The organism is Stenotrophomonas sp. A3_2 (assembly GCF_036624925.1).
GTDB classification, from domain to species: Bacteria; Pseudomonadota; Gammaproteobacteria; order Xanthomonadales; family Xanthomonadaceae; genus Stenotrophomonas; species Stenotrophomonas hibiscicola.
This window is the reverse complement of the sequence record NZ_JAZKVY010000226.1, coordinates 13,866-39,222: the sequence shown is the minus strand read 5'-3', so window position 1 is coordinate 39,222 and position 25,357 is coordinate 13,866. Positions and strand designations below refer to the sequence as shown.

General features: G+C 67.5%; 24 protein-coding genes. 16 read left to right on the top strand and 8 right to left on the bottom strand.

Annotation, left to right across the window (positions count from 1 at the left end; all coding sequences use genetic code 11):
* The first annotated feature begins 500 nt into the window (after positions 1-500).
* From R5H29_RS08010 to R5H29_RS07950, 13 genes are all read left to right on the top strand, one after another.
* Positions 501-692 (top strand): Flp family type IVb pilin, encoded by a 192-nt coding sequence (locus R5H29_RS08010; protein WP_021204284.1) that lies wholly within the window; start codon positions 501-503, stop codon positions 690-692.
* A 67-nt stretch (positions 693-759) separates the two neighbouring features.
* A complete protein-coding gene (locus R5H29_RS08005) occupies positions 760-1,305 on the top strand; it encodes an A24 family peptidase (protein WP_332329027.1) in 546 nt (181 codons plus the stop codon).
* The gene (locus tag R5H29_RS08000; RefSeq protein WP_058982316.1) at positions 1,302-1,778 is read left to right on the top strand and encodes a TadE/TadG family type IV pilus assembly protein; all 477 of its coding nucleotides are present in this window, start codon (positions 1,302-1,304) and stop codon (positions 1,776-1,778) included. The genes R5H29_RS08005 and R5H29_RS08000 overlap by 4 nt, the downstream gene beginning before the upstream one ends.
* A 23-nt stretch (positions 1,779-1,801) precedes the next feature.
* A complete protein-coding gene (gene cpaB, locus R5H29_RS07995; RefSeq protein WP_164145120.1) occupies positions 1,802-2,839 on the top strand; it encodes a Flp pilus assembly protein CpaB in 1,038 nt (345 codons plus the stop codon).
* An 18-nt stretch (positions 2,840-2,857) separates the two neighbouring features.
* Positions 2,858-4,216: a type II and III secretion system protein family protein gene (locus tag R5H29_RS07990; protein WP_111102426.1), complete on the top strand. Its 1,359-nt coding sequence runs from the start codon at positions 2,858-2,860 to the stop codon at positions 4,214-4,216.
* Positions 4,217-4,243: 27 nt separating this feature from the next.
* On the top strand, positions 4,244-5,500 hold the full coding sequence (locus R5H29_RS07985) for a fimbrial protein (RefSeq protein WP_019659961.1): 1,257 nt from the start codon (positions 4,244-4,246) through the stop codon (positions 5,498-5,500).
* Positions 5,485-6,834 carry a CpaF family protein gene (locus R5H29_RS07980; RefSeq protein WP_019659962.1) on the top strand — a complete coding sequence of 450 codons (1,350 nt, stop codon included), beginning with the start codon at positions 5,485-5,487 and terminating at the stop codon, positions 6,832-6,834. The genes R5H29_RS07985 and R5H29_RS07980 overlap by 16 nt, the downstream gene beginning before the upstream one ends.
* A gap of 2 nt (positions 6,835-6,836) precedes the next feature.
* Positions 6,837-7,793, top strand: coding sequence for a type II secretion system F family protein (locus R5H29_RS07975; RefSeq protein WP_019659963.1), 957 nt, complete (start codon positions 6,837-6,839; stop codon positions 7,791-7,793).
* Between the two features lie 25 nt (positions 7,794-7,818).
* Complete coding sequence (locus tag R5H29_RS07970; RefSeq protein WP_332329026.1) at positions 7,819-8,754, top strand: type II secretion system F family protein; 936 nt, start codon at positions 7,819-7,821, stop codon at positions 8,752-8,754.
* Positions 8,754-9,644: a Flp pilus assembly protein TadD gene (locus R5H29_RS07965; RefSeq protein ID WP_058982759.1), complete on the top strand. Its 891-nt coding sequence runs from the start codon at positions 8,754-8,756 to the stop codon at positions 9,642-9,644. The genes R5H29_RS07970 and R5H29_RS07965 overlap by 1 nt, the downstream gene beginning before the upstream one ends.
* Positions 9,641-10,099 carry a DUF3613 domain-containing protein gene (locus R5H29_RS07960; RefSeq protein ID WP_155029726.1) on the top strand — a complete coding sequence of 153 codons (459 nt, stop codon included), beginning with the start codon at positions 9,641-9,643 and terminating at the stop codon, positions 10,097-10,099. Before R5H29_RS07965 ends, R5H29_RS07960 begins: the two co-directional genes overlap by 4 nt.
* Positions 10,100-10,107: 8 nt before the next feature.
* Positions 10,108-12,261, top strand: a complete 2,154-nt coding sequence (locus R5H29_RS07955) for a TadG family pilus assembly protein (RefSeq protein ID WP_164145124.1) — start codon at positions 10,108-10,110, stop codon at positions 12,259-12,261.
* Between the two features lie 99 nt (positions 12,262-12,360).
* Positions 12,361-13,074: a DUF2968 domain-containing protein gene (locus tag R5H29_RS07950; protein ID WP_019659968.1), complete on the top strand. Its 714-nt coding sequence runs from the start codon at positions 12,361-12,363 to the stop codon at positions 13,072-13,074.
* 67 nt (positions 13,075-13,141) lie between these two features.
* Here R5H29_RS07950 and R5H29_RS07945 read toward each other — a convergent pair whose 3' ends face one another.
* Positions 13,142-13,528: a hypothetical protein gene (locus R5H29_RS07945; protein WP_155029728.1), complete on the bottom strand. Its 387-nt coding sequence runs from the start codon at positions 13,526-13,528 to the stop codon at positions 13,142-13,144.
* A 186-nt stretch (positions 13,529-13,714) separates the two neighbouring features.
* On the opposite strand from R5H29_RS07945, the gene R5H29_RS07940 reads away from it, so the two are divergent.
* Entirely contained in the window at positions 13,715-14,539 is an 825-nt protein-coding gene (locus tag R5H29_RS07940) for an alpha/beta hydrolase (RefSeq protein ID WP_332329025.1), read from the top strand.
* Positions 14,540-14,661: 122 nt separating this feature from the next.
* On the opposite strand, the gene R5H29_RS07935 is transcribed toward R5H29_RS07940, so the two are convergent.
* The 7 genes from R5H29_RS07935 to R5H29_RS07905 form a co-directional block, all read right to left on the bottom strand.
* The gene (locus R5H29_RS07935) at positions 14,662-16,308 is read right to left on the bottom strand and encodes an MFS transporter (RefSeq protein WP_332329024.1); all 1,647 of its coding nucleotides are present in this window, start codon (positions 16,306-16,308) and stop codon (positions 14,662-14,664) included.
* Positions 16,302-17,585: an alginate export family protein gene (locus R5H29_RS07930; RefSeq protein ID WP_332329023.1), complete on the bottom strand. Its 1,284-nt coding sequence runs from the start codon at positions 17,583-17,585 to the stop codon at positions 16,302-16,304. The genes R5H29_RS07935 and R5H29_RS07930 overlap by 7 nt, the downstream gene beginning before the upstream one ends.
* Positions 17,564-19,411 (bottom strand): amidohydrolase, encoded by a 1,848-nt coding sequence (locus R5H29_RS07925; protein WP_332329045.1) that lies wholly within the window; start codon positions 19,409-19,411, stop codon positions 17,564-17,566. Before R5H29_RS07925 ends, R5H29_RS07930 begins: the two co-directional genes overlap by 22 nt.
* 119 nt (positions 19,412-19,530) lie before the next feature.
* Entirely contained in the window at positions 19,531-19,956 is a 426-nt protein-coding gene (locus R5H29_RS07920; RefSeq protein WP_332329022.1) for a DoxX family membrane protein, read from the bottom strand.
* A 2-nt stretch (positions 19,957-19,958) separates the two neighbouring features.
* Positions 19,959-20,615 (bottom strand): hydrolase, encoded by a 657-nt coding sequence (locus R5H29_RS07915; protein WP_019659975.1) that lies wholly within the window; start codon positions 20,613-20,615, stop codon positions 19,959-19,961.
* Complete coding sequence (locus R5H29_RS07910; protein WP_332329021.1) at positions 20,612-21,055, bottom strand: AraC family transcriptional regulator; 444 nt, start codon at positions 21,053-21,055, stop codon at positions 20,612-20,614. Before R5H29_RS07910 ends, R5H29_RS07915 begins: the two co-directional genes overlap by 4 nt.
* A gap of 50 nt (positions 21,056-21,105) precedes the next feature.
* Complete coding sequence (locus R5H29_RS07905) at positions 21,106-21,438, bottom strand: hypothetical protein (RefSeq protein WP_164145131.1); 333 nt, start codon at positions 21,436-21,438, stop codon at positions 21,106-21,108.
* 97 nt (positions 21,439-21,535) lie between these two features.
* Between R5H29_RS07905 and R5H29_RS07900 the strand changes: the two genes are divergently transcribed.
* Both R5H29_RS07900 and R5H29_RS07895 read left to right on the top strand, forming a co-directional pair.
* Positions 21,536-24,565: a triple tyrosine motif-containing protein gene (locus R5H29_RS07900; protein ID WP_332329020.1), complete on the top strand. Its 3,030-nt coding sequence runs from the start codon at positions 21,536-21,538 to the stop codon at positions 24,563-24,565.
* Positions 24,558-25,211: a response regulator transcription factor gene (locus tag R5H29_RS07895; protein ID WP_021204301.1), complete on the top strand. Its 654-nt coding sequence runs from the start codon at positions 24,558-24,560 to the stop codon at positions 25,209-25,211. Before R5H29_RS07900 ends, R5H29_RS07895 begins: the two co-directional genes overlap by 8 nt.
* Positions 25,212-25,357: the final 146 nt, after the last annotated feature.

Genomic DNA, 25,357 nt, shown 5'->3' with positions numbered 1-25,357 from the left:
GTTGAATAGGATGGATACAGACGTGAAAATCATGCTGACGTGATTGGCACAGTTCTCGCATTCGACTGAAACCAAAATCACATTATCTGCACGTCGATGAATCGTTGTGCGAGCGAACGGATTTCCGTCACAGAACCCGCGTGAAAAATTAAGGACCGAAGGGATTCTGCCGAATTTGCATATAGGTTCCGGTTGCAGCCGGCCGCCATTCAGGCAAAGTCGATAACACGGTGATCCGGTCTTTGATAATGACCGCACCCAGGGGGACAGCATGACCATGCACGTATCGCTCGACACGTCGACCACCGGCCCCGCGCCGCGCGGTCGCGGTTGTGCGAACGGCGTCCCGCCTGGAAGCGATCACCCTGCTTGAGCACAGCGGGTCCATCCCGCCTTGCCTCCTCCGCCAGGACGTGCGGAGGTCCACGGACGATCCCGGCGGAGCCGGGCCACCGCCCAACAGGTGTCCTGTAGCAGACAGGTAGAGGGAGACAATCGTCATGAACGCATCGATCCGCAAGTTCCTGAAGGAAGAAGATGGTGTCACCGCGCTCGAGTACGGGCTGCTGGCCGCTGTGATTGCGGGAGTGCTGATCGCACTGGGCAGTACGCAGATCCAGACATTCTTCAGCACGCTCTTTGAGAATCTCACCAAGCTTGCCAACAAGGCTTCAGGCAGCACGCCCGCCTGAGCCGCCTCCTGGATTGGATCAGGGACAGCAACTGCTGAGCGTCCACTGACGGGCGACGGAGTGTGCGATGACACTGCTGGGTTTATTGGCCATCGGCGTATGCCTGCGGATCGCGATCAGCGATCTGTACGCCCGGCGGGTGCCCAACGCCTGGCTGCTGTCCGCATGCGCGATCACCGTTGTCGTGCTCATCGCCGGACAGTTCAACGCGCCGCGCCTGCCGTGGGCTTCCCACGTTGCCGGCGCGGCGCTCGGCCTGGTCGCATTGCTGCCGTTCCATGCGTTGCGCTGGATGGGCGCCGGGGATGTCAAGTTCTTTTCCGTGCTGGGATTGATGCTGGGCTGGCAGACACTGCTGCCGATCTGGATCGCGGCCAGCCTCGCAGCGGGCGCACATGCCGCGTTGGTGCTGGCGTCACGCCGGGTGGGTCCAGTACTGCACGTCGGCCTGCAAGCCCAGCTGAACCGGGCCAGTTCGCAGTGGCATTCACACCCGGCGCTGCGCGACATGCAGAACGCCCGCCAGGGACGCCATGGCATTCCCTATGCAGCCTACCTGGCCGTGTCGGCCATCGCCTGGATCCTCATCACTACGTATGGAGGTGTGCCATGAACACCCCCAACCCGCGCCGGCAACGTGGTGCGGCCAGCATCGAGTTCGCCTTGATGCTCATGCTGGGCCTGCTGCCACTGCTGCTGTTTACGTTCTCCGGCGTGATGATCATGGCGGCCCAGCAGACGCTGGCAACCGCTTCGGCCGAGGGTGCGCGCGCATCGCTGCGCTATGGCAGCGCCAATGAACGTCGTACCGCGGCGTGTATTGCGGCGCGCAGCTCGATGCAGTGGCTGCTGAACTTCTCCGGGCAGTCCGTCGACTGCAGCAATGGGGGAAGCAACGCCATCCTGGTTTCCGCGCAGGCGCCCTGCGCCGGACTGGCCAGCGCCCAGTGCATGACCGTGACCGTCAGCTACGACTACGCAAGCCATCCCTTCCTGCCCGGCACCGCCACGCTCTACAAGTGGGTAATGCGGGCTCCCATCCGCAGCGTGGCGGTCGCGCAACTCGACCTCGGCAGCGGCAACTGACGATCGCTACAGGAGACGGTTCCATGCTCAAGTTGACCCGCATCGCCGCCGTCGCCCTGATCGGGTTGGCCGTGCTGCTGGCGGTCATCGCCCTGATGATCGGGCGCAGGCAAGCCGCGCCGGCCACGGTTGCCCCGGCCGCGCAGAGCGAAGCCCAGGCAATCACCGTGGTGGAGGCGGTGGCGCGACTGCCGGCCGGCGAACCCATTTCTGCCAATGGACTGCGCCTGGCGCAGCGCAGCGCCCCGGTTGCCGGTGCCGCCTCCAGCATTTCCGCCGTGGTGGGAAAGGTGCCGGTGCAGGACATTGCCGAAGGCACGGCAATCAGCAGTAATGCGCTTGCGCAGGGATTCTCGCTGCAGCTGCGCCCCGGAGAGCGCGCACTCGCGGTACCGGTTGACGAGTTGGTGGGTGCCGGCAACCGCATCGTGCCGGGCGATTTTGTCGACGTGTTCCTCAACCTGCGCAACGCCCAACCCAACGCCAGCGGGCCGGCCGATGCAGCACAGACGCGCCTGCTGTTGTCGCGCCTGCGCGTGCTCAGCTATGGCCAGCAGGACATCGCCCTGGCCAACGCTGGCGCTGTCGCCAGCACTGAAGCCGATGCGCGCAACGATCCACGCGCCGCCGACATCACCGGAAGCAGCAGCACCCAGAGCACGGGAAGCGAGACCACCCAGCCGGCACGCAGCGCGGTACTGGCGGTACCGGTGGCCGACGCCAACCGGCTGTTGCTGGGTGCGCAGCAGGGCAAACTGTTCCTGGCCCTGCGCAACCCTGCCGATCCCGGCCAGCCCGATCTGGCGCTGTTCCCGCAGGCACGCGGTGTGATCGATCCGCTGCGGGGGCTGGATGCGGAACAGCAGCTTGCGCTGCAACGGCCGGAGAATCACGCCTACGCCGGCATCGACGGTGATGCATTGGCCGGCCGCAGCAACACGCCGGCCCGCAGCACCCAGGATGCCACGGCACGCACACCCGCACCCCGGCGCAGCGCCCCGCGCGCATCGGGTATCGAAATCATCCGAGGTGACAGCTCCGCCCCCCGTGGTTCCCTTTGACCTGCATCGAGCGCATCCATGACCGAACGTCGCCGCAGTCCACGCCCTTCCCCCCGCCAGCGCTGGCTGGCCCTGCTGCTGGTGCTGCTGGCACCGGCGACGAGCGTGGCCGCCGACGACCTGGTACTGCAGACGCGCGAGCAGCGCCCCTGGCCCCTGCCGGGTGACCTGGAGCGGGTGGCCATTGCCGACCCGGGCGTGGCCGATATCGTGATGCTGCGCGGCCAGCGCCAGGCACTGCTGGTCGGCAAGGCACCGGGCACCACCACGCTCCTGCTCTGGCACCGCAAGCAGGCCGAGCCACAGCGCCTGCAGGTGCGGGTACAAAGCGCGGTGCAGGGCGCGGCCGACGCGGGCGCGAACGGACTGGTGTTCACCCAGCAGGACAATCAGGGCCTGCTGCAGGGAAGCACCGACAGTGTGCTGTCGCACATGCAGGAACAGAAGACCGCCGCGATGGCCCTGGGCAAGGACGGACTGCTTGCCGACGCATCGACGGTAAGCAGCGGCGGCGTCGTGCAGGTCGAGGTCAAGGTGGTCGAATTCAACAAGACCGCTCTGAAGCAGATCGGCATCAGCTTCCAGAACCGCAATGGCAACTTCGCGTACGGATTCGCCCGCCCGGGCGGCCAGCTGCCGGGCAACACCGGCATCCTGCCCGGCATGCAGGAAGGCAACTCCAGCAACGAAGCCGAATCGCCCATTTCTTCGGCGTTCCGCCTGGTGTTCGGCTCGACCAAGGGCCTGTGGAATGCCGACGTCGACCTGCTGCAGAGCAATGGCATGGCGCGCGTGCTGGCCGAACCTACCCTCGTCGCATTGTCCGGCCAGAGCGCCAGCTTCCTTGCCGGCGGCGAGCTGCCAATCCTGGAGCCGCAGGGGCTGGGCACCACCACGATCACCTACAAGCCCTTCGGCATCGGCCTGACCGTGACACCGACGGTACTGGCGCCGAACCGCATCGCCTTGAAAGTCGCGCCGGAAGCCAGCGACCTGGACTACAGCAACGCCATCGCGCTCAATGGCGTGCAGATTCCATCGATCACCACCCGCCGCGCCGACACCACGGTCGAGCTGGGCGATGGCGAGAGCTTCGTGATCGGTGGCCTGGTCAGTTCCAACGTGGTTTCCAGCGTCGGCAAGATTCCGCTGCTGGGTGACCTGCCGGTCATCGGCTCGTTCTTCCGCAACTTCGACTACAAGCGCCAGGACAAGGAGCTGGTGATCATCGTCACGCCACGCCTGGTGAAGCCGCTGGCCCGCAACACCGAACTGCCACTGCCCGGCGACCGCGAAGCCAAGCCGCACATGCCCGAATGGGGCGCTTGGCTGCTGGGTCCAATCAGCCAGGACCCGGTACCCGGCTTCTCACGCTGATTCCATGATGCCTGCGATACCACGCCCATGCCCTACGCCACTGCCCAGCCGCTGCATCCGCAAGGACCGCCGATGAACCTGGTCCTGTACGGAATGGATCGCGAACTGCTGCCCCGGCTGGCGGCCAAACTGCCGCCGACCACCACCCTGCACTGGCAGGACAGCAGCGCCCCGACCTCCGCCCAGGACCTGCACCGCGGGCCGCAGAACCTTGTGCTGCTCGACTTCCGCCCCGAGCATGCCGCCGCCTCCAGCGTGCTGGCGCAGCAACTGCAACAGACAGAACCGGACCTCGCACTGGTTGCCGTCGGTGCCACCAGTGCCGGACAGGTAGAGGGCGTCGTCATCGCACTGCGGGCGGGCCTGCGTGACGTACTGGACCTGGACAGCGACAACGCCGGTGTCGAGGCCGCACTGCGTCGTGCCCTGTCACCACGACCAGCTGCCGCCGCGCAGCACGCGCACAAGGCGCGCCTGATCGTCCTGCTGGGCGTGCGCGCCGGGGTCGGCACCAGTACGATGGCCGCGCACCTTTCGGTGCTGGCACAGCAGACCCGTGCGCTGGCACAGGGCGAGGCAGTGCAGCAGGACGGCCTGCTGATGGAACTGGCCCAGCCTTCGGGTGACCTTGCGCTGTACCTCAACCTGGACAGCCGCTTCCATTACGAAGACGCCCTGCGCAACGCCAGCCGCATCGACGCCACCCTCGCCCGCACGGCCATGGCCCGGCACGATTCCGGGCTGGTGCTGCTGGACCGCGCCAGCGGAAGCGACGCGGTGCCGCCGTCCGATCCGGGTGCGCTGCTGCAGCGCCTGCGCACCGTGTTCGCCAGCGTGCTGTGTGATGCCGGCGGTTGCCCGGTGCGCCAGCTGCCACCGCTGCTGCTGGACCAGGCCGACGAGATCTGGCTGGTCACAGATGCCTCGATCGCCACGCTGGTGTCGCTCGATCAGGCACTGAAGCACCTTGCCGGGCAACGCGAACGCGAGAAGCGGCTGCAGCTGGTGATCAACCGCCACGATGACAGCAGCGGAATGAGCCCGGAGCAGATTGCGCGCCGCTTCGAGGTGCCCCTGCTGGCCACGCTTCCCGAGCGCCCCCGCGTGCGCCTGTCAGCGAGCCAGGGCCACCTGCTGCTGCAGGATGCGCCGCGTGACCCCTATCTGCGTGCCCTCGCCCCACTGGTTTCGCGCCTGGACCCGGCCGCTTGCCGGGTGCAGGCGCAGGGCCTGCGGGAAAGACTCTCCCTTGCCCTGGGTGGATCGCAATGGAAGACAAGGTAACCCCTTTCCCGCATGCCGTTGCCCGGCCGGTGCTGCCCGAAAGCACGCCGGGCCATCAGCCGTTCGCGCAGACCGAGCAGTACCAGAAGGTGCTGTCGGCAGCGCATGAGCACCTGCTCAACAGCATCGAGGACGAGCGCATCGACATCGATTCCTGGGCGCCCGACACCATCGCCCGCTGGGTGCAGGTGCAGACGGTGGGCTTCATCCAGGAGTGGCGCATCCCGATCAACGAAGAAGAGATGCAGGTGGTCGCCGACGGCCTGGTCAAGGAGCTGACCGGCTTTGGCCCGCTGGACGACCTGCTGCACGACCCGTCCATCGAAGACATCCTGATCAACGGTTTCAAGGATGTGCATGTTTCCCAGGGTGGCCAGCTCAAGCGGGCCACCCAGCGATTCACCGACGATACGCACCTGCTGCGCATCCTGCGACGTATCCTGGCCCCGCTCGGGCGCCGCCTGGATGACTCCAACCCGATGGTCGATGCGCGTTTGCCCAACGGCGGCCGTCTCAACGCGATCATCTCGCCGCTGGCCGTGGACGGACCGATGGTGTCCATCCGCAAGTTCCGCAAGGATCCATTCACTCCCGATGAACTGCTGGCCAAGGGCACCTTCGACGAACCGATGCACGCCCTGCTGAAGGCGATGGTGCTGGGCCGCTGCAACATCCTGGTATCCGGCGGCACCAGCTCCGGCAAAACCTCGCTGCTGAACGCCCTGGCCAGCTACGTCCCCGCGAACGAGCGCGTGATCACCGTCGAGGACACCGCAGAACTCTCGCTCAACCACCCGCATGTGGTCCGCCTGGAAAGCCGCATCGGTGGCGCCGAAGGCCATGGCGCGGTGAGCATCCGCGATCTGGTCCGCAACAGCCTGCGCATGCGCCCTGATCGCATCGTGGTGGGCGAGGTGCGTGGCGCCGAAGTGCTGGAAATGCTGCAGGCCATGAACACCGGCCACGACGGTTCGATGGCCACCATCCACGCCAATTCACCACGCGACTGCCTGTACCGGATCGAGATGCTTGCTGGATTTGCCGGCTTCCAGGGCAGCGAGGACAGCCTGCGCCGGCAGATCGCCAGTGCCATCGACTTCATCGTGCAGATCTCGCGCCTGGGCAGCGGCCGCCGCGTGCTGGTATCGATCACCGAGATCACCGGTGTCAGCGACAACCTGATCACCACCCAGGAAATGTTCCGCCACGAACTGCAGATCGACGGCAACGGCAAAGAGATCGATCGCTGGGTCGGGCTGGGCTTCCATCCACACTCGCACAAGCTGGAGCCGTTCCGCCAACAGCTGCGCGAATCGCTCTACGGAGACTTCTGAGCATGGGAACCGGCGCGCTGCTGGGCATGTTGAGCATCATCGCGGTGCTGCTGGCGCTGGCAGCCTGGCTGTGGGGCACGGCCAGCAGCCGTGAACAACGCCAGGTTTCAATGCGGCACGCCGAGCAGCAGCTTTCGCGCGGAAGCGCCACGGGCGGGGCACCCGCCGGGCCGTCCGTCACCGCTGCCAACGATCCGGCGCGGCCCGCCAGCACCGGGCGCCGCGTGCTGCCGCTGGATGGCCTGCTGCAGCGCGCAGGGCTGCAGACCGGCTGGAAAATCCCCATCATGCTGCTGGTACCGGGGCTGGTACTGTCGGTGGTAGCGATGGCGCGGCTGGGCACCGCGTGGATGTTTCCGCTGACCCTGCTGCTGTACCTGCTTGGCTGCTGGCTGTGGGTGATGCGGCGGACCACGAAGCTGCGTGCGCAACTGCTGCATCAGCTGCCGGACTTCCTCGACAACCTGGTGCGGCTGACTGCACTGGGCAACAGCCTGCAGGCCGCGTTCCAGGTTGCGTCGATGCAGACCAGCGCGCCGTTGCGCGGGCTGCTGGACACCACGGTGCGCTTTGCGCGCAGCGGCATGGAGTTGGACCGTGCACTCGCGCAGGCCGCGCAACCCTATCGCATGGAGGTGCTGAAGGTGTTGTCGGTGGTGATCGGTGTCAGCGTGCGCATCGGCGGGCGCTCCGACCAGATCCTGCAGCGCATGGGTGATTTCATGCGCGACCTGGAACAGGCGCAGCAGGAGCTTTCGGCGACGACCTCCGAGACACGCATGTCTGCGTGGGTGCTGGGCCTGCTGCCACCGGCCTGCGCGGTGCTGATGGCGATCGCCAGCCCGGACTTCTTCCAGCCGGTGCTGCACGATCCGCTTGGCCACAAGATCCTGCTGCTTGCACTGGGCATGGAGCTTGTCGGCGGCTTCCTGCTGTATCGCCTGGCCAAATCGCTATGAACCCCCGCCCCGCCGGAGACGACCGATGAGCGCCAGCGCCTGGTTCGCCCTCTCCCTGCTCGTGCTGGCTGCCGGCATCGCCCTGCTGGGTATCGGCGGCTGGATACGCAGCCATCGTGAGCAGCGTACAACGGCCACGTTGAAGACCGCCCTGCAGCCGCGCGAGACGTCCCGTGACACCGAACCTGCACGGCACGATTCGCTGGGCTGGCTCGAACGCTTCGGCCGTGCCCTCAGCGGCGGCCGCCTGGAAACGGCATTGCTGGCCAATGAAGATCGGCTGCTGTTGGATCTGGCCGGGTGGAACACCCGTCGCGGTACGGCCATCTACCTCGGCCTGCGCCTGCTGCTGGCCGTGCTGGTGCTGGCACTGGTGCTGACATTCAGCAGCGTCACCGGGCTGGCCAGGATCATGGTGATCATCGGTGCCTTGGCCGCTGGACTGCTGTTGCCCAAATTCGTTCTCTCTTCCTGGGTGAAGCAGCGCCGGCGTGCAGTCGAAACCGAGCTACCGCTGCTGATCGACCTGCTGCGCCTGCTGCAGGGCGTAGGCTTCAGCATGGACCAGAGCCTGCAGACGCTCGGCGACAAGCTTCGCGATGCATTGCCGGTACTCGGCAGCGAACTTCAGGAGGCCAATGTAGCCTATACCCATGGCCGCACGCGCGCGCAGTCCCTGCGGCGGCTGAGCGAGGTCTATGCCGACGATGACCTGACCAGCCTGATGCAGCTGATCCTGCAGGTGCATGCCCATGGCGGTGCGGTGCAGGAGCCCCTGCGGCAGTTCAGCCTCCGCCTGCGCGAGCAGCGTCGCAACACGTTGAAGGAAAAGGTCGGCAAGCTCTCGGTGAAGATGACCGTGGTGATGATGCTGACCCTGCTGCCAGCGTTGATGCTGGTGCTCGCCGGGCCGGCGCTGGTCGCGCTGGCCACCACCCTGTCCAAGATGGGATCGCCCTGATGCCTGCCCTGCGCACCTCCTGCCTGCTGCTTGCCCTCGCTGCCATCACCAGTGGTTGTGGGTCGACCACGCCGAAGTACCTGCGCGCGCCCAGCCTGGCTGCGCCCGAACCGGCACCGCAGGACAGCCGCAATGCGTACCTGGAGTTGATCGAGCGCATGCAGCAGCAAGGCGCGTGGTATGCCTCGCTCGCCCACGTCGACGCCTTCCGCCAGCGTTACGGCGACCCGCCGGCATTGCGGCTGCTGCAGGCCGATGCGCTGCGAGAGACCGGCCAGGCCGATGCCGCGATCGCACTGTACCGCGCGCTTTCCAGCGGCCCCCAGGCCGCCGCAGCCGCGCATGGGCTCGGCCTGATCGCCGCGCGCCGAGACGACGACGCCGGCAGCGAGCAGGCGCTGGCGCGGGCAACCCAACTGCAACCGTTGAATACCAGCTATCTCGGCGATCTGGGCTATGCGAGGCTGCGCGCCGGGCAGTTCGAGCGCGCGCGCGAACCCTTGGCCAAGGCCCTGGAACTGTCCCCAGGCAATGCCAAGGCCACCGCCAACCTCGCCCTGTGGGCGGTGCTGCGTGGCGACACCGCCACCGCCGAGCGCCTCGCCCAGCAGGCCAACCTCAACAAGGACACCCGGCTCAGCATCCAGCAGCAGGCGGCGCAGATCCGGGCCCGCCTGCAGCAGCGCCAGGCCGCAGCGGCTGCTGCGGCGGTCGTGCCGCCCCCTGTGCGCGCTGTCGACAGCGACGCCACCAACAACCCGCGCGGCGTCACGCGACTGGCGGCGGAACCGCGCCGCGACAGCCGCGACGAACGCGATCCACAGCGCCTGCCGCCCTCGATGCTGGAACGCTTCAGCGCCAACGACCACCCGAACGGAAACACACCATGACCGCGACGCCCCTGGCCCGACGCCTGCTGCCCGCTCTGATCTGCCTGCTGCCGGCCGCCGCAGTGCAGGCGCAGCAACAGCCGCTCACCGGACAGATGCTTGGCGGCAGCACACCGGCAGCGCCGGCTGCGCAGCCGCTGCAGTCCGAGTCATTGCCCGCCGTGGACCTGGCGGCCCGGCCCGCACCAGTGCCGCAGGCGGCGCCTGCTGCAGTGGACATCACCGACGGCAACGCTGCAACCGCGCGACCCGGCCGCAGCCAGATCGGTGATACCGCGCGCAACCTGTTCCGCCTGCAGGCGTCCGGACAGCAGGCCGGGCAGCACCTGCCGATCCTCGGCGACCAGGCGACGCTGAGCTACGCACGCTACATGAAGAGCTTCGAACACGAGATCCCGGACTTTTTTGAGACCGATGTCGCCAAGTCCAAGGGATCATCCTCATCCGGACGCTGAGGTAGGCCATGAAACGCCCACGCCAGTTCAGTTTCAGCCGCGCACGGGGCGGCATGTCGATCACCATGATGCTGGTCATGCTGGCGTTGCTGGCGATGCTGGGCCTGATCGAGATCGGCTACCTGTTCTGGGCCAAGCGCGATGCGCAGAAAGTTGCTGATCTGGCCGCACTGGCCGGAGCGCAACGACTGGAGCTGTGCACCTCGGACAACAGCGACAACAGCGCTGCGCGGCACAGCGCACTCACCCAGAACACGTTCGAAGGGAGCCTGCAGATCCGCTGCGGCAACTGGAGCGCCAACCGCACCACCGCCAACCGCTTCGTCACCACCATCGATGCCAGCAACCCACGCAATGCCGTGCAGGTCGTCGCGCAGCGCAGCGTGCTGCCGTTCTTCGGGCAGAACACCACCCTGCCCACCGTCAGCGTGGAGGCCGTGGCCCGCCGTTCCGAACCGACTGCGGTGTTCGCGGTCGGTTCGCAGCTACTGCGCACCAATGGCGACTCGGTACTGTTGTCGACCCTGCGCCTGGTCGGCCTGGATGTGACCAACGCCACCGTGCTCTCCTATGACGGCCTCGCCCAGGCCAACATCACGCCATCGGGCCTGCTCAAGGCGTTGAACATCCCGGTCAGCGCCAACCTCAGCGTGGCTGACTTCAACCGGCTTCTGTCGGTCAACAAGGTTTCGCTGGCGCAGCTGGTCGACGCCACCGCCACCGTGGTCGGCCGCGACTCCACGGTGGGCGTGCAACTGCGCGCCCTGTCCGACCTGGTTGCCACCCAGCTGGACATCAACAAGCTCAACATCGTGCTGGGCAGCCAGTCCGGCGGCGGCGGCCTTTTCGCCGAAGTCGTCTCGCCCGACGGCACGGTCGGCAGTGCACTGGAGTCACAGATCAACGTGCTCAACCTGATCAACACTGCGATCTCCATCGCCAACGATGGCAACGGCGTGGCGGTCAAGGGGCTGGACCTGCTGGGCATCAAGATCCAGGCCGGCGTGGTCGAGCCGCCATCGATCGCCATCGGCGGTGTCGGCAGCCGCGCCTACAACGCGCAGGTAAGGCTGGTGGCAGACGTGGACAGCAACAACCTGTTCGCACTGGGGCCACTTCTGAACCTGCTGGGCACGCGCCTGCACCTGCCGCTGCATGTCGATGTCGCCAACGGAATGGGAACGCTGACCGGAATCCAGTGTGGCGCCAATCCACCCAGGGCCACCATCCAGGTGGATTCGTCGGTCCTGCGGGCCTGCGTCGGCAACGTCGATCCATCGCAGCGTTTCTCGAAGAACAATGTCTGCGACGCGACGCTGAACAACGAACAGCTGCTGAAACTGCTCGGACAACCCCTGATCAACGACAAGATCACGCTGCCGGCCCTGACCAGCTCGCAGAACCTCACCCTGGCCGCTGGCGAAACCGGCTCGACGCGCATCAATCCACTTGCTCTCGGCAACGCAGTATCCGACCTTGTCAATGAGCTGCTGCGCGTGCTGTCGGGCATGCTCAGTTCACCCAAGCAGGGCATGAGTGCCAACGACACGGCCAAGGCCCTGGCCGACCGTTACCTGCAGGCCACCTTCCCGCCGAACACCCGGTATGAGGTGGACAAGTTGATTCCACTGCTGCGCGATGGCGACGCCAGCCGGCAACTGGCCCCGCTCAACAGCTGGACCGTACCCGGAGGCCTGCCCTACGCCTGTGGCCTGCTGAACCTGTCCACCTGCCACAAGGACGGTCCGGTCTGGGATGCGTTCAAGGTGACGGTCACCGGTCAAGGACTGGGCGTGCTCGATGGACTGCTCGGCTCGCTGGTGGGCGGCCTGCTGATCAACCGCTGCGACAGCCTGCTGGGCAACCTGATCGACTACAACGGCTGCGTGCGCAACAACCTGGCCTCGTACATACAGACCGCGCCGGCCGGGTTCCTTGACGGCACCGGCGGCACCGGCGTCACCAACCCCGATGGCACGGTCAGCTGCAGCGGCCTGCTGTGCACGCTGCTGAAGCCGATCCTGTCCGCCTTGCGCCCGGTCCTCAACAGCGTCGGCACCTTGCTGACCAACCTGCTGGCCAGCGTGCTGGGCCTGGAGCTGGGGCGCACCGACGTCAACGTGCAGTCGATCCAGTGCAGCGCCGCACAGCTGGTCTACTGACCCGTGACGGGCGCCCTTGGCGGCGCCCGCGCACATGCTAGACTCCCGGCGGGGAACCACTTTCATCTCAACCCACACTCATCCGTGGATGGTCTAGACATGCGAGAAACTTCAGGGGGCGCGGTCTTCGCCCGGCGCGCGTACGGCGCGGCACTGCTGGCCGTGAGCATGATGCTGGTGGCACCAGCGGCGATGGCTGCCCGTGGCGACCGCGAAGCTGCCGCAGAGCCGGCCGCTCGTAGCGCACCGGTGGTGCGCAATACCGTTGACGAGCTCAAGCAGCTGATGGATGCCCGCCAGCTGACCGAGCTGCGCACCACCTACAACGGCAATTACGGCGCCAGCCTGCTGTTCAACGCCAACACCCTGACCTACTACGTCGCCCTGTTCCAGGAGAAGAATTTCTGGCGGGTGATCAAGACTGACGCCGTCGACAACGCCGAGCGTGTCTACCGCACCTTCGCGCAACAGTCCGAGCAGCTTGCCCAGGTCTACATCGACACCACCCGCCTGGAAGCCGGCAAGCGCTATACCGAGCGCCTGGTGGCCTACAACGAGGAACGCCTGCGCACCCTGCAGCAGGAAATGGAACAGCAGCAGGCGCAGTCGGCCCAGGTCAGCGCGGCCCTGCAGCAGGCCCAGCAGCAGGCAGTCAGCCTGAGCAGCGACGTGCAGAGCACGAACAGCCAGCTGGACGCCCTGCAGCGCCGCATCCAGATCCTGCAGGCCGAACAGGGCAACCCGGAGCTGAGCCTGCCCAAACCTGACAGCGTGCCCTCGCCGGCACCGGCGACGGCCAGCGACGGTCGCTGAGGTCCGGCACCTGGCATCTGCTCTCAACGGCGCCCTTGGGCGCCGTTGTCGTTTCTGGCACCTGGATTCAACGGCACGCGTCATGCACCGCATCATCCAGCTGCCGCCGCTGTACGAAGTCCAGGCGCTTGGCCTGGGCGAGCGCCTTCCCGCGTTGCTGCCGCGCGTGCTCACAGGCGGCGGGATCGGTGCTGATGGGTATCAGAGCGGCCCGCGCACGCCCCTGCTGCACCACACGCGGACGGCTTGAGGCCGGGCTCGCTGGCTTGGCCACGGTCGCACCTGTCGAAGGCGGCTCCGGCGGCACCTCCCAGCGCCATTCCGCACGCCCCTGGCACGGCGTCTGCTGGTAGACAGGATGCGGCCCGTCCACGCATTTGTAGACGTTGGTCCGGGCGTGCGCCGCCGTGGTCAGCAGCAGGCACACCCACAGGCTCCAGAACGCATTCGACATTGCAGGCTCCTCGACAGGGCAGCCGCCATCGTCAATGCCGGAACGGCTTCGTGCTAGAGCGATATGCGTCACATCCGGCGCAATCCAGCACAGCCGTGCAAGTCGCCGCTCTGGCGCTGCGCTGTACTGCCGGAGGCTCCGGCATCCACGCCGGGGCCGTCCCTCCCTTCCGCCAAGGAAACCACAATGAGCAACTTCATCACCGTCGCCGACGGCGCCCGCATCTTCTACAAGGATTGGGGTACCGGCCAGCCGATCGTCTTCGCCCACGGCTGGCCGCTGTCTTCCGATGCCTGGGATCCGCAGATGCTGTTCATGGGCCAGAACGGCTTCCGCGTGGTCGCCCACGATCGCCGCAGCCACGGACGCTCCAGCCAGACCTGGAACGGCAACAACATGGACACCTATGCCGATGACCTGGCCGCGGTGATCGAAGCGCTGGACCTGAAGGACGCGATCCTGGTCGGCCATTCCACCGGCGGCGGTGAAGTGGCCCATTACATCGGCCGCCACGGCAGCGCGCGCGTGGCCAAGGTGGTGCTGGTCGGCGCGGTGCCGCCGCTGATGCTGAAGACCGATGCCAACCCCGCCGGCACCCCGCTGGAGGTCTTCGACGGCATCCGCAAGGGCACGGGCGGTGACCGCTCGCAGTTCTTCAAGGACCTGACCACACCGTTCTTCGGTGCCAACCGCGATGGCAATACCGTCACCCAGGGCATGCGTGATGCGTTCTGGCTGCAGGGCATGCTCGGTGGCGTCAAGGGCCAGTACGACTGCGTGCACGAATTCTCGGAAGTGGACTACACCGAAGACCTGAAGAAGATCGATGTGCCGGCGCTGGTCGTGCACGGTGATGACGACCAGATCGTGCCGTTCGATGCCTCGGCGAAGCTGTCCTCGCAGATCATCAAGGATGCCGAGCTGAAGGTGTACGCCGGCGCGCCGCATGGCCTGACCATCACCCACGCCGACCAGTTCAATGCCGACCTGCTCGCGTTCGCGCGCAAATGATGTCCCGCGGTGGCGCCCCAGGGCGCCGCCGCTCCTTCGGTAGTGCCGGCCGCTGGCCGGCAACCCGATCATCCATCGTGATCACGCGCAGCCGGCCAGCGGCCGGCTCTACCACCGGCGGGTCAGATGTCGGTGTGGTGATGCGGCACGGCGGCTGGCAGCGGGTCATGCCCTCCCACGAAGTGACGCACCACGGGGGCGCGCTCGCCGCGATGCAGCTCCCGCAGCACTTCCTGGATGGCCTTGTCATCCGCGGTGATGCGCTCGTGCTGGCGCAGGTGCTCCAGCCACGACGGGGTCACGAAATACTCCAGGTGGATGCCCGGGCTGGCCACGTCCTCGACCACACCCCAGACCACCGCACCGTCGCGGCGACGGATCGTGCCCAGCGCGCGCATCTGCGCCTGGAACTTGGCACGGTCAGCATCGTCGATGCGGTACTCGATGGTAACCAGCACCGGCCCCCGATCATTCGACACCGGCACCGACAGTTCCGGCGCCGGCCAGTGCCCGGCCGGACGCAGGTTCAGATCCTCGGTGCCAGCAATACGCACGCGCCACACCAGCAATCCGCCGATCACCGCACCTGCGGCAGCCACCAGCAACGCCAGCTCCGGCGACGTACGCAGTGCGAGCGCGCCCCAGCTCAGGCCGCCGGCGGCCATGCCGGCAGAGAACACCATGATGTACAGCGCCAGCGCACGCGCACGTACCCATGCCGGAACCGCAGTCTGCGCAGCGATCTGCAGCGACGACAGCACGGTGATCCACGCAAATCCATTGACCAGCATCACCGCCGGAAGCACGTACCAGCTGCGGGTCAGCGCCAGCCCGACCAGGCTCAGGGCCAGCGACAAGGTCGCCAGCAGTACCAACAGGTCACGATCCAGCTGCGCACGCAGCTTCGGCAGCAGCAGCGCACCGCCCACTGCGCCGATGCCGATGCAGCCCAGCAGCATGCCGTACTGCCCCGCCCCGCCATGCATCTGCCCACGCACCACCACCGGCAACAGCGCGTTCATCGCCGCGGCAAAGAAGAAGAAGCCGACCGACTTGATCAGCACCGCCTGCAGCCGCCCGGCGCGGCTGGCGTAACGCAGGCCCGCCTTCAAGCCGGCACCGAAACCTTCCGGTGGCAGGCTGGACTGCTTGGGATCACGCGTCCAGCCCCACACCACGAACAGCATCGCGGCGAAGGTGATGGCGTTGAAGCCGAATGCCCACACCGCACCCAGCTGCGCCACGATCACGCCACCAATGGCCGGGCCGATCGAGCGCGCGATGTTGATGCCGATCGAGTTCAGCGCCACCGCCGAGGCCAGCATCGGCTGGGGTACCAGCTCGGAGACAATGGCGGCCTGCGCGGGCATTGCCATCGCCGCACCACAGCCCATGCAGAAGGTCAGCAGCACCAGCAACTGCGGGGTCAGCAGGTCCATCGCGGTCAACGCGGCCATCGCTGCGGCCACCAGCAGCATCCAGCCTTGGGTCGCCAGCAGGTACTTCCGGCGATCGACAATGTCGGCCAGGGTGCCGGCAGCGAGCGCCAGCAGCACGATCGGCACCGTGGTGGCCGATTGCACCAGGGCCACCATCAACGGCGAACCGGTGCGTTCGGCCATCACCCAGGCGGCGGCTACATCATTGACCCAGGTGCCGATGTTGCTGGCCAGGATTGCCAGCCAGATCGAACGGAACATCTGGATCTTCAGCGGGGACCAGGCGCCTGCGGCCTGTGTGGAGTGTTGCGACGCGGTTGCGTTCACCATTGCCATGCTCCAACGATCGAGGCGAACAGCGTGTCCTGGCCTCCGGCCTGCTTCAGTGCAGGACCGGCGTCGACCCAGGCCAGCTGCAGCTGCCATTGCCAGTGTTTGCTGGCCTGCCAGCGGGTTTCAGATTTGTACTGGGTGCCGATGCGGCGCGCGCCACCGGCGCTCCCCGGCAACGCCAGCAGCGGTGCCGGTGTGGTGTAGACCGCATCGGCACGACGCTGCTTCCACGCCATCTGTACGCCCAGTTCCGTGGTCACCGCATGATGCAGGCGCAGGGTCAGGGTCGGTTGCAGGTCCATCAGGTTGGCCGGGGCCAGCAGGCTGGCCTCGCTGAAGTAGGCCGATTTAGGGAACAGTGCATTGAAGGTTCCCAGGCGGCCGTCATGCAGCTTGCCGTCGCCACTGGCGATATCCGCCTTCAGCCCCAGCCTCGGTTGCAGCGGCCGCTCGGTCCAGCGCCAGCCGGTGTCGGTGGCGAGCGTCCAGGCGCGGACATCCAGCGTGCCGGCAACCGTCTGCAGTTCACCGCCCTGCGCCACCAGCTCGCTGTTCCAGTCCAGCGCACCGAACTGGCCGAACCAACGCGCACCGAGGGTCTCCCGCCGCTCGGTACCGGAGCCCGCCGCAAAGCGCGCGCCTTCACGACGGTAGTCCAGCAGGTACAGATCCCATTGCCCTGGGCCACGACCCCGCGCGGTGGTCGCATACGCGCCCCACAGGTGGGCACCGCGTTCGCCGCGGTCATCAAAGGCGCCGGGTCGGTTCTCCAGCGGTCGCAGCGCCATCAGGTCCAGCGTGCCGAGGCGGCCTTTCCAGCCTGCACGGGCGCCATCGAATGCCAGCCGGATGTTCGGCCCATCGCGCACCGACAACAGCCGCGAACTGCCATAGCCGGCTTCCTGCCGACCGAGTTGCAGATGGAACCCACCGCGCTGCCAGCGCCAGTAGGCCTGCTGCACGTCCAACGCGCCACTGTCGGTACGGCCCGGGCCGCCTGCCTTGCCATTCTCGGCATGCACGCCCAGCTGCACCCGTGCCTGCCAGTTGTCCTCGACATACGTGGCCGACGCCAGTGCCCGCAGCAGACCGTAGCCGTCTTCACTGCCGCCGATACCGAATCGGGCCGGGTCGTAGTACATCCCCCTGAGGCGCAGCGAGGCGTCCCATTGCAGTTGCCCGCCGCCCACGTCGGTGCAGCGGCCGGTGTCACAGGCCAGCGCCATCCATGGCACGGCCAGCAGCGCCAGGCTCAGAACGCGAAGCACGAGCATCCCATCGCGCCCCAGAAGGCGGTCAGGTCATCGGTGGGCGCCGCATGTTGCGCGGCATGACCGTGAGCACCATGCGTACTGCAGGCCACACCGTGATGGTGGCGATGGGCAGCGGCCAATCCGGTGGCGGCACCACCAACGTGGTAACCACCGAACCGGTTGACCGGCGACCAGTCCGGCATCGCCGGCGGCAGCTGCGGCGCCAGCCCAGCATAATCGCCGTCGGCGTGCACGATGCGGCCGCCGACCACGGTCAGCATGCTGGTGATGTCGGCGATCTGCGCGTCGTGGACGCGGAAGAAATCGGCCGAGAGCAGGATGAAGTCGGCCAGCTGACCAACCTTCAATGTCCCCTTCACTGCTTCGTCGCCGGAGAACCAGGCGCTGCCCTGGGTCCACAGGCGCAGCGCCTGCTCGCGTTCGAGCAGGTTTTCCTCGCCATACAGGGCCAACCCGCCCACGGTGCGCCCGGTCACCAGCCAGGACAACGCCACCCACGGGTTGTAGCTGGCCACGCGGGTGGCGTCGGTGCCTGCGCCCACCGGCACGCCCTCGGCCAACATGCGCTTGACCGGCGGCGTGTGCCGTGCCGCCTGCACGCCGTAGCGCTCGACGAAGGCTTCGCCCTGGTAGGCCATGCGGTGCTGCACGGCGATACCCCCACCCAGCGCGCGGATGCGCTCGATATTGCGCGGAGTGATGGTCTCGGCGTGGTCGATGAACCAGTGCAGGCCATCGAATGGCACCTCGCGGTTGACCTGTTCGTATACATCCAGGATGCGGGTGATGCTCTCGTCGTAGGTGGCGTGGATGCGGAACGGCCAGCGCTTCTCGACCAGCAGCTTCACCACGTCGTGCAGTTCGGGCTCCAGCTCCGGCGGCAGTTCCGGGCGCGGCTCGTTGAACAGTTCGAAGTCGGCGGCGGAGAACACCAGCATCTCGCCCGCGCCGTTGTGGCGCAGCAGGTCATCGCCCTGGCGCGGCTGCAGGATCTCGCTCCAGCCACGGAAGTCATCCACTTCCCTGCCCTTGTTCTGGGTGAACAGGTTGTAGGCGATGCGCACCGTCAGCTGGTCATCGCGATGCAGCTGCTCGATGACCTGGTAGTCCTCGGGGTAGTTCTGGAAGCCGCCGCCAGCGTCGATCACCGAGGTGACGCCCAGCCGGTTCAGTTCGCGCATGAAGTGGCGCGTCGAATTGGCCTGGTACTCGATCGGCAGGCGTGGCCCCTTGGCCAGCGTGGCGTACAGGATCAACGCATTCGGCTTGGCCAGCAGCAGCCCGGTCGGGTTGCCCAGCGAATCGCGCACGATCTGCCCGCCCGGCGGATCCGGCGTGTCCTTGCTGTAGCCGCACGCACGCAGCGCGGCGCGGTTGAGCAGCGCGCGGTCGTACAGGTGCAGCAGGAACACCGGCGTATCCGGCGCGATGTCGTTGAGCTCCTGCAGCGTCGGCAGGCGCTTCTCGTTGAACTGTGCGGCGGTGAAGCCACCGACCACGCGCACCCACTGCGGTGCAGGGGTGCGGTCGACCTGGGCCTTCAACATGTCCAGGGCGTCGCCCAGCGAACGCAGGCCGTCCCAGCGCAGTTCAAGGTTGTAGTTCAGGCCACCACGGATCAGGTGGGTATGGCTGTCGTTGAGGCCAGGCAGCAGGCGCCTGCCCTGCGCGTCGATCAGCGTCGCTTCATTGCCCCAGCCGCGCATGATCTCCTCGTCGCTGCCGACGGCGACGATGCGGCCCTCCTGCACGGCCAGTGCCTGGGCGTGCGGCTGCTGAGGGTCGAGGGTGGTGATGCGGGCATTGCGGATGACCAGGGTGCTCATGCGACGCTCCTTGGAAGTGGAATCGAGTGCGGCAGCGGCGCGACCGGCCAGGCCGAGCGCAACCGCGGCGCCGCTGGCCAGCATCACGGTGCGGCGGCCGTGGTCGAGGGGATCGTGACTCATGCGAGGTCTCCCGGAAGGCGATGGACGTCCAGTGCCCAGGTGCCGGGCCCGGCCAGCGCGATGGCCAGCAGTACCGTGGTCCACATCAACGGGTACTCACTGCCACCGCGCATCCAGAACCAGCCCCTGGGCAGGGCCAACAGCACGGTGAAGCCGATGAAAGCAGCCGCTGCAAGCGCGGCAATGCGGGTCTGCCATCCCAGCAGCACGGCCAGCCCGGACAGCACCTGCAACGGGGCCAACAGCAGCGGCAACGGCGCCACTGCCGGCAGCCCGAAACCGCGCAGCTCGGTGGCGAAGCCGGCCAGCCCCGGTCCGCCGAACCAGCCAAACAGCTTGCCCAGCGCGTGCGGCAGCAGGAAGCCTCCTGCCGCCACGCGCAGCATCAGCAGGGCCAGGTCAAGGCCATGGCCGGCCAGCATGCTCAGTGCCCACCTTCCTGCGCGCCGAACATGCGCTTGGCATACTGGATGCCGATGCCGTAGCCGCCGGCGTGGTCGCGGGCGATGCCGGTGGTCAGGTCGTAGGTTTCACCCCGCGCCCAGTCGCGCTGCAGCTCGAGCAGGTACTGCACGCTGGTCATCGGAACCGCGCCGGCCTGCACCATGCGGGTGATCGCACGCTCGTGCGCTTCTTCGCTGACATCGCCACAGGCATCGGTGATCACGTAGACCTCGAAGCCCTGCGCCAGCGCCGACAGCGCCGGACCCACGATGCAGACACTGGTCCATAGGCCGGCAAGCACCAGCCGACGCTTGCCGATGCGGTTGATCTCGTCGATCACCGGCCGGTCTTCCCAGGTATTCATCGACGTGCGGTCGAACACCGGCTGGCCGGGGAAGATCTGCGGCAGTTCCGGGAACATCGGCCCGGAGAACGACGCTTCGGCGACCGTGGTCAGCACCACCGGCACCTTGAACCCCTTGGCGCCCTTGCTGATCAGCGACACGTTGTTGCGCAGCGTGGAGATATCGATGGTGTGGGTGGCGAACGCCATCTGTGACTGGAAGTCGATCAGCACCAGGGCATGGTCGGTGGGCGACAGCAGGGCCGGGGCGGGCGTGGCGGTGGCATGGGTCATGGATGGACTCCGTTGGAAACACGATCAAGGGGAAGCGACAGGGCGGCATCGCCGGCCAAGTACTGGCCGGGGCTGCAGCCGGTCTCCGCGCGGAAGCTGCGGACGAAGTGGCTCTGGTCGAAGAAGCCCAGCTGCTGGGCCAGGCACGCCATCGGCAACTGCGCGCCAGGCAGCAGCTGGCGTGCGCGTTCGATGCGGCGACGGCGCACATAGCGCAGCGGGCTGGCGCCGGTGCCGCTACGGAACAGGCGCACAAGGTGGAAGCGGCTGACGCAGGCGACGGCCGCCAGTTCGGTGACCCGCAGCGGCTGCGACAGATGCTCGTCGACATAGCGCAGGGCGCGCTGCAGTGCGGCGGCCTGCTGCGGTGCCAGTGGCGCGGCGGGCGGATCGGGCGGAGTGACGGTGGCCATGCGGGGCGCCGCGAGGGGGTGCCCCATGGTGCGTGGCCGTTGCGCGATGCCCTACCCCCGTCGGTCGAGGCCGGCACCTACCCGAATGGGGGAGGCCGACGGCCGAGCAGGCGGCGCCCGAACAGGCACGCATCCAGTGAATAGGCCCCCGGCCCCACAAGCAGCAGCGCCGGCGGCAATGCCACCAGTGGCCAGGGCGCCTGCTGCGCGAACAGGCCCACGGCCGCCGTGAGCGCTGCCAGTGGCGTCAACATACCCAGTGCAAGCATGGCCGCTGCAAGCAGGCACAGCGCCGACCACCCACTGCCATGAGCATCCGGCGCGCACAGCGCGGCGGTCACGCACAGCCGGAACCACAACAGGCCGATGCCCGGCCCCCGATCAGGGAACATCACGAACAGGCGCTGCATGGCCAGGTTCCAGGAGGAGATGCCGGCGTGATAGCCGACCGCAGCGGCCACCGCCTACCCCGTTCGGGTCACCCCGGGCTGCCCCACACCTGCCAGAATGCGCGCCATGCGTGGCCGCCCCTTCCCGTTCCTGCGTCGCCTGCCGGCGCTGCTGACGTGCCTGCTGCTGTTGACCGCCCTGCCCGCCCTTGCCGTGCAGCGCCCGCCGGTGAGCGGTGGCCTGCCCGATTACGAACATACCGCCTGGCGTGTCGGCCAGGGCACCCCAGGCGATATATGGGACATTGCCCAGGACCGTGAGGGCCTGTTGTGGCTGGCTACCGGCTCGGGCCTGTACCGCTTCGATGGCCGTCGCTTCGAACGGCAGGCAGCGCCCGTCGGTAGCCAGTTCCCGTCCACCAACATGGTCACGCTGGCGCATGCCGCCGACGGCGCCCTGTGGATCGGCTACTTCCAGGCCGGCATCAGCCGCTTCGCGCAGGGACGGCTGCACAGCTACGGCCGTGAGCAGGGGGTGCCGGTCGGCGTGGTGCCGCGCTTCAGCCAGGATCGCGATGGCCAACTCTGGGCGGCGATCAATGGCGGGCTGCGCCGCTTTGACGGACACCGCTGGCAGCCACTGCCGGCCGCTGCCGGCCTGCCCGAGCACCGTGTGCAGTGGGTGCTGCACGACAGCCGGGGCAGGTTCTGGGTGCTGGCCGGCCTGAAGATCTGGATGCGCGCGGCGGGCCAGACCGCGTTCGAGGACACCGGCATCGCGGTCTCGCAGATGGCGACGCTGGCCGAAAGCCCGCAGGGTGAAGTGTGGCTGGCCGACCGGGTGCGCGGCACCTCGCCACTGGCGAACGCGCAGGGTCTGCTGGCAGACAGCGAACGTGAGGCACGGCGGCTGCCGGAACTGGTCGCTGCGCGCCTGCAGTTCACTGCCGATGGCGCGCTGTGGGCCACGATGAGTCCGCACGGCGGCGTTGCCCACATCACCTTCGCCGGCACCCGGGCCGTGCGCATGGAACGCTTCGATTCGCCGCAAGGACTGACCGCCACCTCGGCCGTGCCGATCATCGTCGATCGCGAAGGCAATCTCTGGATTGGCACCAATCTCGGCCTCAACCGTTTCCGCGCACGCAGCGTGCACACCCTGGCGGTGGGTCCAAGCGATCCCTACCGCTCGCTGGTACGGGCCAGCGATGGCCGCGTGTATGGCTATGGCGAAGACCTCAAGCCCTACGACCTGCGGCGCACCCTGCTGGATGGCAGCGCCACGCAGCTGCAGGCTGCCGCGCGCCAGGCACCCACGCCGATCTGGCAGTTCGACTGGGTCAACCTCGCGCGCACGGTCGCCGGCCACACCACATTGATCCCGCTGCCGGCGCCGTTCACCGGGCAGCCGCTGCATGCCCTGTTGTTCCCCGATGACGGACAGGCCTGGGTCTGCACCGGCGAACGCGGGGTGCTGCACTACCAGCATGACCAGTGGCAACGTGAAATCCGCCTGCCCGAGCAGGCCTGCTCATCGCTGGCGCTGGATGCCGATGGCCAGCTGCTGCTCGGCTATGCCGATGGCCGCCTGCGCCGCCTGGGTGCGAATGGCACCGAGAGCTTCGACTCCGGGGACGGCCTGTCGGTAGGGCCGATCACCGCGATGCTGCACCACCGGGACCTTCTGCTGATCGCCGGCGAGGCCGGGCTGGCAGCACGCCTGGGCAATGGCCGTTTCGTTCCGGTGCGCACTGACATGGCCGGCGTACTGGAAGGCATCACCGGCATGGTCACCGATGCACATGGATACCTGTGGCTCAACGGCAGCCGTGGCCTGGTTCGCCTGGAAACCGGCCTGCTGCGCCGCGCCGTGCGCAACGGCCTGCCGGTCATGCCACGCCTGTTCGACGCAGCTGACGGCATGCCGGGCATTGCCCTGCAGAGCGGACCGATCGCCACCGCAACGCTGGCCGACGACGGCCTGCTGTGGTTGGCCACCAACCAGGGCCTGGCCTGGCTGGACACCACCCGCTCGCACGTCAATACGATGGCTCCCAGCGTGCGCATCGGCGAGGTGCTGTATGGCAGCGAGCACGCGCCGCTACGCGATGGTCTGCGCCTACCGGCCGGCACCAGCCAGCTGCAGATCGATTACGTGGCGCTGTCGTTGGCACGTCCGGAGCGCAACCGATACCGCTACCGCCTGTCGGGCGTGGATGACGGCTGGCAGGACGCTGGCAGCAGCACACGTGCGTATTACACCAACCTCGCGCCCGGCAGCTACCGGTTCGAGGTGGAAGCCGCCAACGAGGATGGCATCTGGAGCACCGTACCGGCCAGCCGCAGCTTCCGCATCGCTCCCACCTTCATGCAGACCCTGTGGTTCAAGCTGCTGTGCACCGCCGCCGTGCTTGCACTGCTGGTGCTGGCCGTACGCATCCGCAGCGGCCAGCTGGCAGCCTTGTTCCGCGCGCGCCTGCAGGAGCGCAACGGCGAACGCGAACGCATCGCGCGCGACCTGCACGACACCCTGCTGCAGGGTAGCCAGGGCCTGATCCTGCGCCTGCACGCGATCAGCCAGTCAGCGCAGACGCCGGAACCGGTGCGCAGCCAGCTTGAGTCAGCGATGCAGCTGGCCGAGCGCAACCTGGCCGAGGGTCGCGAGCGGGTAAATGCGCTGCGCGAGGCGCCGTTCGCGGGCCGCGACCTCGCTTCGGCGCTGGCCGACGTGCACGCCGAATACGCCGGGCATGGCATCAATCCCCTGCGCCTGACCGTGGAAGGCGCGACGCCACCGCTGCAGGCCGACGCGGCCGAAGAGGTGTTCCTGATCGGGCGCGAGGCCATCCGCAATGCGCTGCGTCATGCCAACGCCAGCGCCATCGAAGTGGAACTTTCCTACGGAACGCGCTGCTTCCTGCTGCACGTGCGCGACGATGGCGTGGGCATCACCCACGAAAATGCCGGCCATGGCCATTGGGGCCTGCAGGGCATGCGTGAGCGCGCCCAGCGCCTCGGCGCGGAACTGCAGCTGTGGACCCGCCCCGGGCTGGGTACCGAAGTCGCGCTGGCAGTTCCGGCCCGGCGGCTGTATCAGCGCCGCCGATCGCGTTGGCATTGGCCCTGGAGTAGAGAAAACCATGACTGAGTCCCCTGCCCCGATCGGCGTGCTGGTGGTCGACGACCACCCGCTGCTGCGTGATGGCCTGGCGGCACTGCTGGGCGCTCATGCCGACCTGCGCCTGCTCGGCGAAGCCGCCGATGGCGAAGAAGCCATCGCACGCTACCAGCAGTTGCAGCCTGACGTCGTGCTGATGGACCTGCAGATGCCCCGCCTGGATGGTGTGGAAGCCATCGTGCGGATCCGCGCGCTGGACCCACGCGCCCGCATCATCGTGCTGACCACCTATCGCGGTGACGTACGCGCGGTGAGGGCACTGCAGGCCGGCGCCAGCGCGTATCTGCTGAAGGACATGCTGCGCCACGAACTGGTCGACACCATCCGCATGGTGGCCGGTGGCCGCCGTGCGCCGATTCCTCCAGCGGTGGCCGCCAGCATCGCCGCGCATGTGATCGAAGACCGCCTGTCACCGCGCGAGACCGAGGTACTGCGGTACGTGGCCGGAGGGCTGTCGAACAAGCGCATCGGCGAGCGCATGCAGATTTCGGAGCAGACGGTGAAGGCGCACATGAAAAGCCTGATGGACAAGCTCGGCGTGGGTGATCGCACCCATGCGGTCACCCAGGCGCTGCGGCGCGGCATCATCAGCCTGGACGACAGCGGGCACGATTAGGGGGGGGTGGTTCGGCAGGGCTTGCAGCCCTGCACCCGCGGTAGTGCCGGCCGCTGGCCGGCAACCTCAACAGCAAAAGCGGGCTTTCCGTGGGATGGCGCGGCGGTGTCGGAGTGCGCGGACGCTGCAAGTACGTCCCTGTAAGC

Coding starts and splice junctions, on each gene's coding strand:
- R5H29_RS08010 (WP_021204284.1), top strand. CDS start 501: ATGAACGCATCGATCCGCAAGTTCCTGAAGGAAGAAGATGGTGTCACC.
- R5H29_RS08005 (WP_332329027.1), top strand. CDS start 760: ATGACACTGCTGGGTTTATTGGCCATCGGCGTATGCCTGCGGATCGCG.
- R5H29_RS08000 (WP_058982316.1), top strand. CDS start 1,302: ATGAACACCCCCAACCCGCGCCGGCAACGTGGTGCGGCCAGCATCGAG.
- cpaB (WP_164145120.1), top strand. CDS start 1,802: ATGCTCAAGTTGACCCGCATCGCCGCCGTCGCCCTGATCGGGTTGGCC.
- R5H29_RS07990 (WP_111102426.1), top strand. CDS start 2,858: ATGACCGAACGTCGCCGCAGTCCACGCCCTTCCCCCCGCCAGCGCTGG.
- R5H29_RS07985 (WP_019659961.1), top strand. CDS start 4,244: ATGCCCTACGCCACTGCCCAGCCGCTGCATCCGCAAGGACCGCCGATG.
- R5H29_RS07980 (WP_019659962.1), top strand. CDS start 5,485: ATGGAAGACAAGGTAACCCCTTTCCCGCATGCCGTTGCCCGGCCGGTG.
- R5H29_RS07975 (WP_019659963.1), top strand. CDS start 6,837: ATGGGAACCGGCGCGCTGCTGGGCATGTTGAGCATCATCGCGGTGCTG.
- R5H29_RS07970 (WP_332329026.1), top strand. CDS start 7,819: ATGAGCGCCAGCGCCTGGTTCGCCCTCTCCCTGCTCGTGCTGGCTGCC.
- R5H29_RS07965 (WP_058982759.1), top strand. CDS start 8,754: ATGCCTGCCCTGCGCACCTCCTGCCTGCTGCTTGCCCTCGCTGCCATC.
- R5H29_RS07960 (WP_155029726.1), top strand. CDS start 9,641: ATGACCGCGACGCCCCTGGCCCGACGCCTGCTGCCCGCTCTGATCTGC.
- R5H29_RS07955 (WP_164145124.1), top strand. CDS start 10,108: ATGAAACGCCCACGCCAGTTCAGTTTCAGCCGCGCACGGGGCGGCATG.
- R5H29_RS07950 (WP_019659968.1), top strand. CDS start 12,361: ATGCGAGAAACTTCAGGGGGCGCGGTCTTCGCCCGGCGCGCGTACGGC.
- R5H29_RS07945 (WP_155029728.1), bottom strand. CDS start 13,528: ATGTCGAATGCGTTCTGGAGCCTGTGGGTGTGCCTGCTGCTGACCACG.
- R5H29_RS07940 (WP_332329025.1), top strand. CDS start 13,715: ATGAGCAACTTCATCACCGTCGCCGACGGCGCCCGCATCTTCTACAAG.
- R5H29_RS07935 (WP_332329024.1), bottom strand. CDS start 16,308: ATGGTGAACGCAACCGCGTCGCAACACTCCACACAGGCCGCAGGCGCC.
- R5H29_RS07930 (WP_332329023.1), bottom strand. CDS start 17,585: ATGCTCGTGCTTCGCGTTCTGAGCCTGGCGCTGCTGGCCGTGCCATGG.
- R5H29_RS07925 (WP_332329045.1), bottom strand. CDS start 19,411: ATGAGCACCCTGGTCATCCGCAATGCCCGCATCACCACCCTCGACCCT.
- R5H29_RS07920 (WP_332329022.1), bottom strand. CDS start 19,956: ATGCTGGCCGGCCATGGCCTTGACCTGGCCCTGCTGATGCTGCGCGTG.
- R5H29_RS07915 (WP_019659975.1), bottom strand. CDS start 20,615: ATGACCCATGCCACCGCCACGCCCGCCCCGGCCCTGCTGTCGCCCACC.
- R5H29_RS07910 (WP_332329021.1), bottom strand. CDS start 21,055: ATGGGGCACCCCCTCGCGGCGCCCCGCATGGCCACCGTCACTCCGCCC.
- R5H29_RS07905 (WP_164145131.1), bottom strand. CDS start 21,438: ATGCAGCGCCTGTTCGTGATGTTCCCTGATCGGGGGCCGGGCATCGGC.
- R5H29_RS07900 (WP_332329020.1), top strand. CDS start 21,536: ATGCGCGCCATGCGTGGCCGCCCCTTCCCGTTCCTGCGTCGCCTGCCG.
- R5H29_RS07895 (WP_021204301.1), top strand. CDS start 24,558: ATGACTGAGTCCCCTGCCCCGATCGGCGTGCTGGTGGTCGACGACCAC.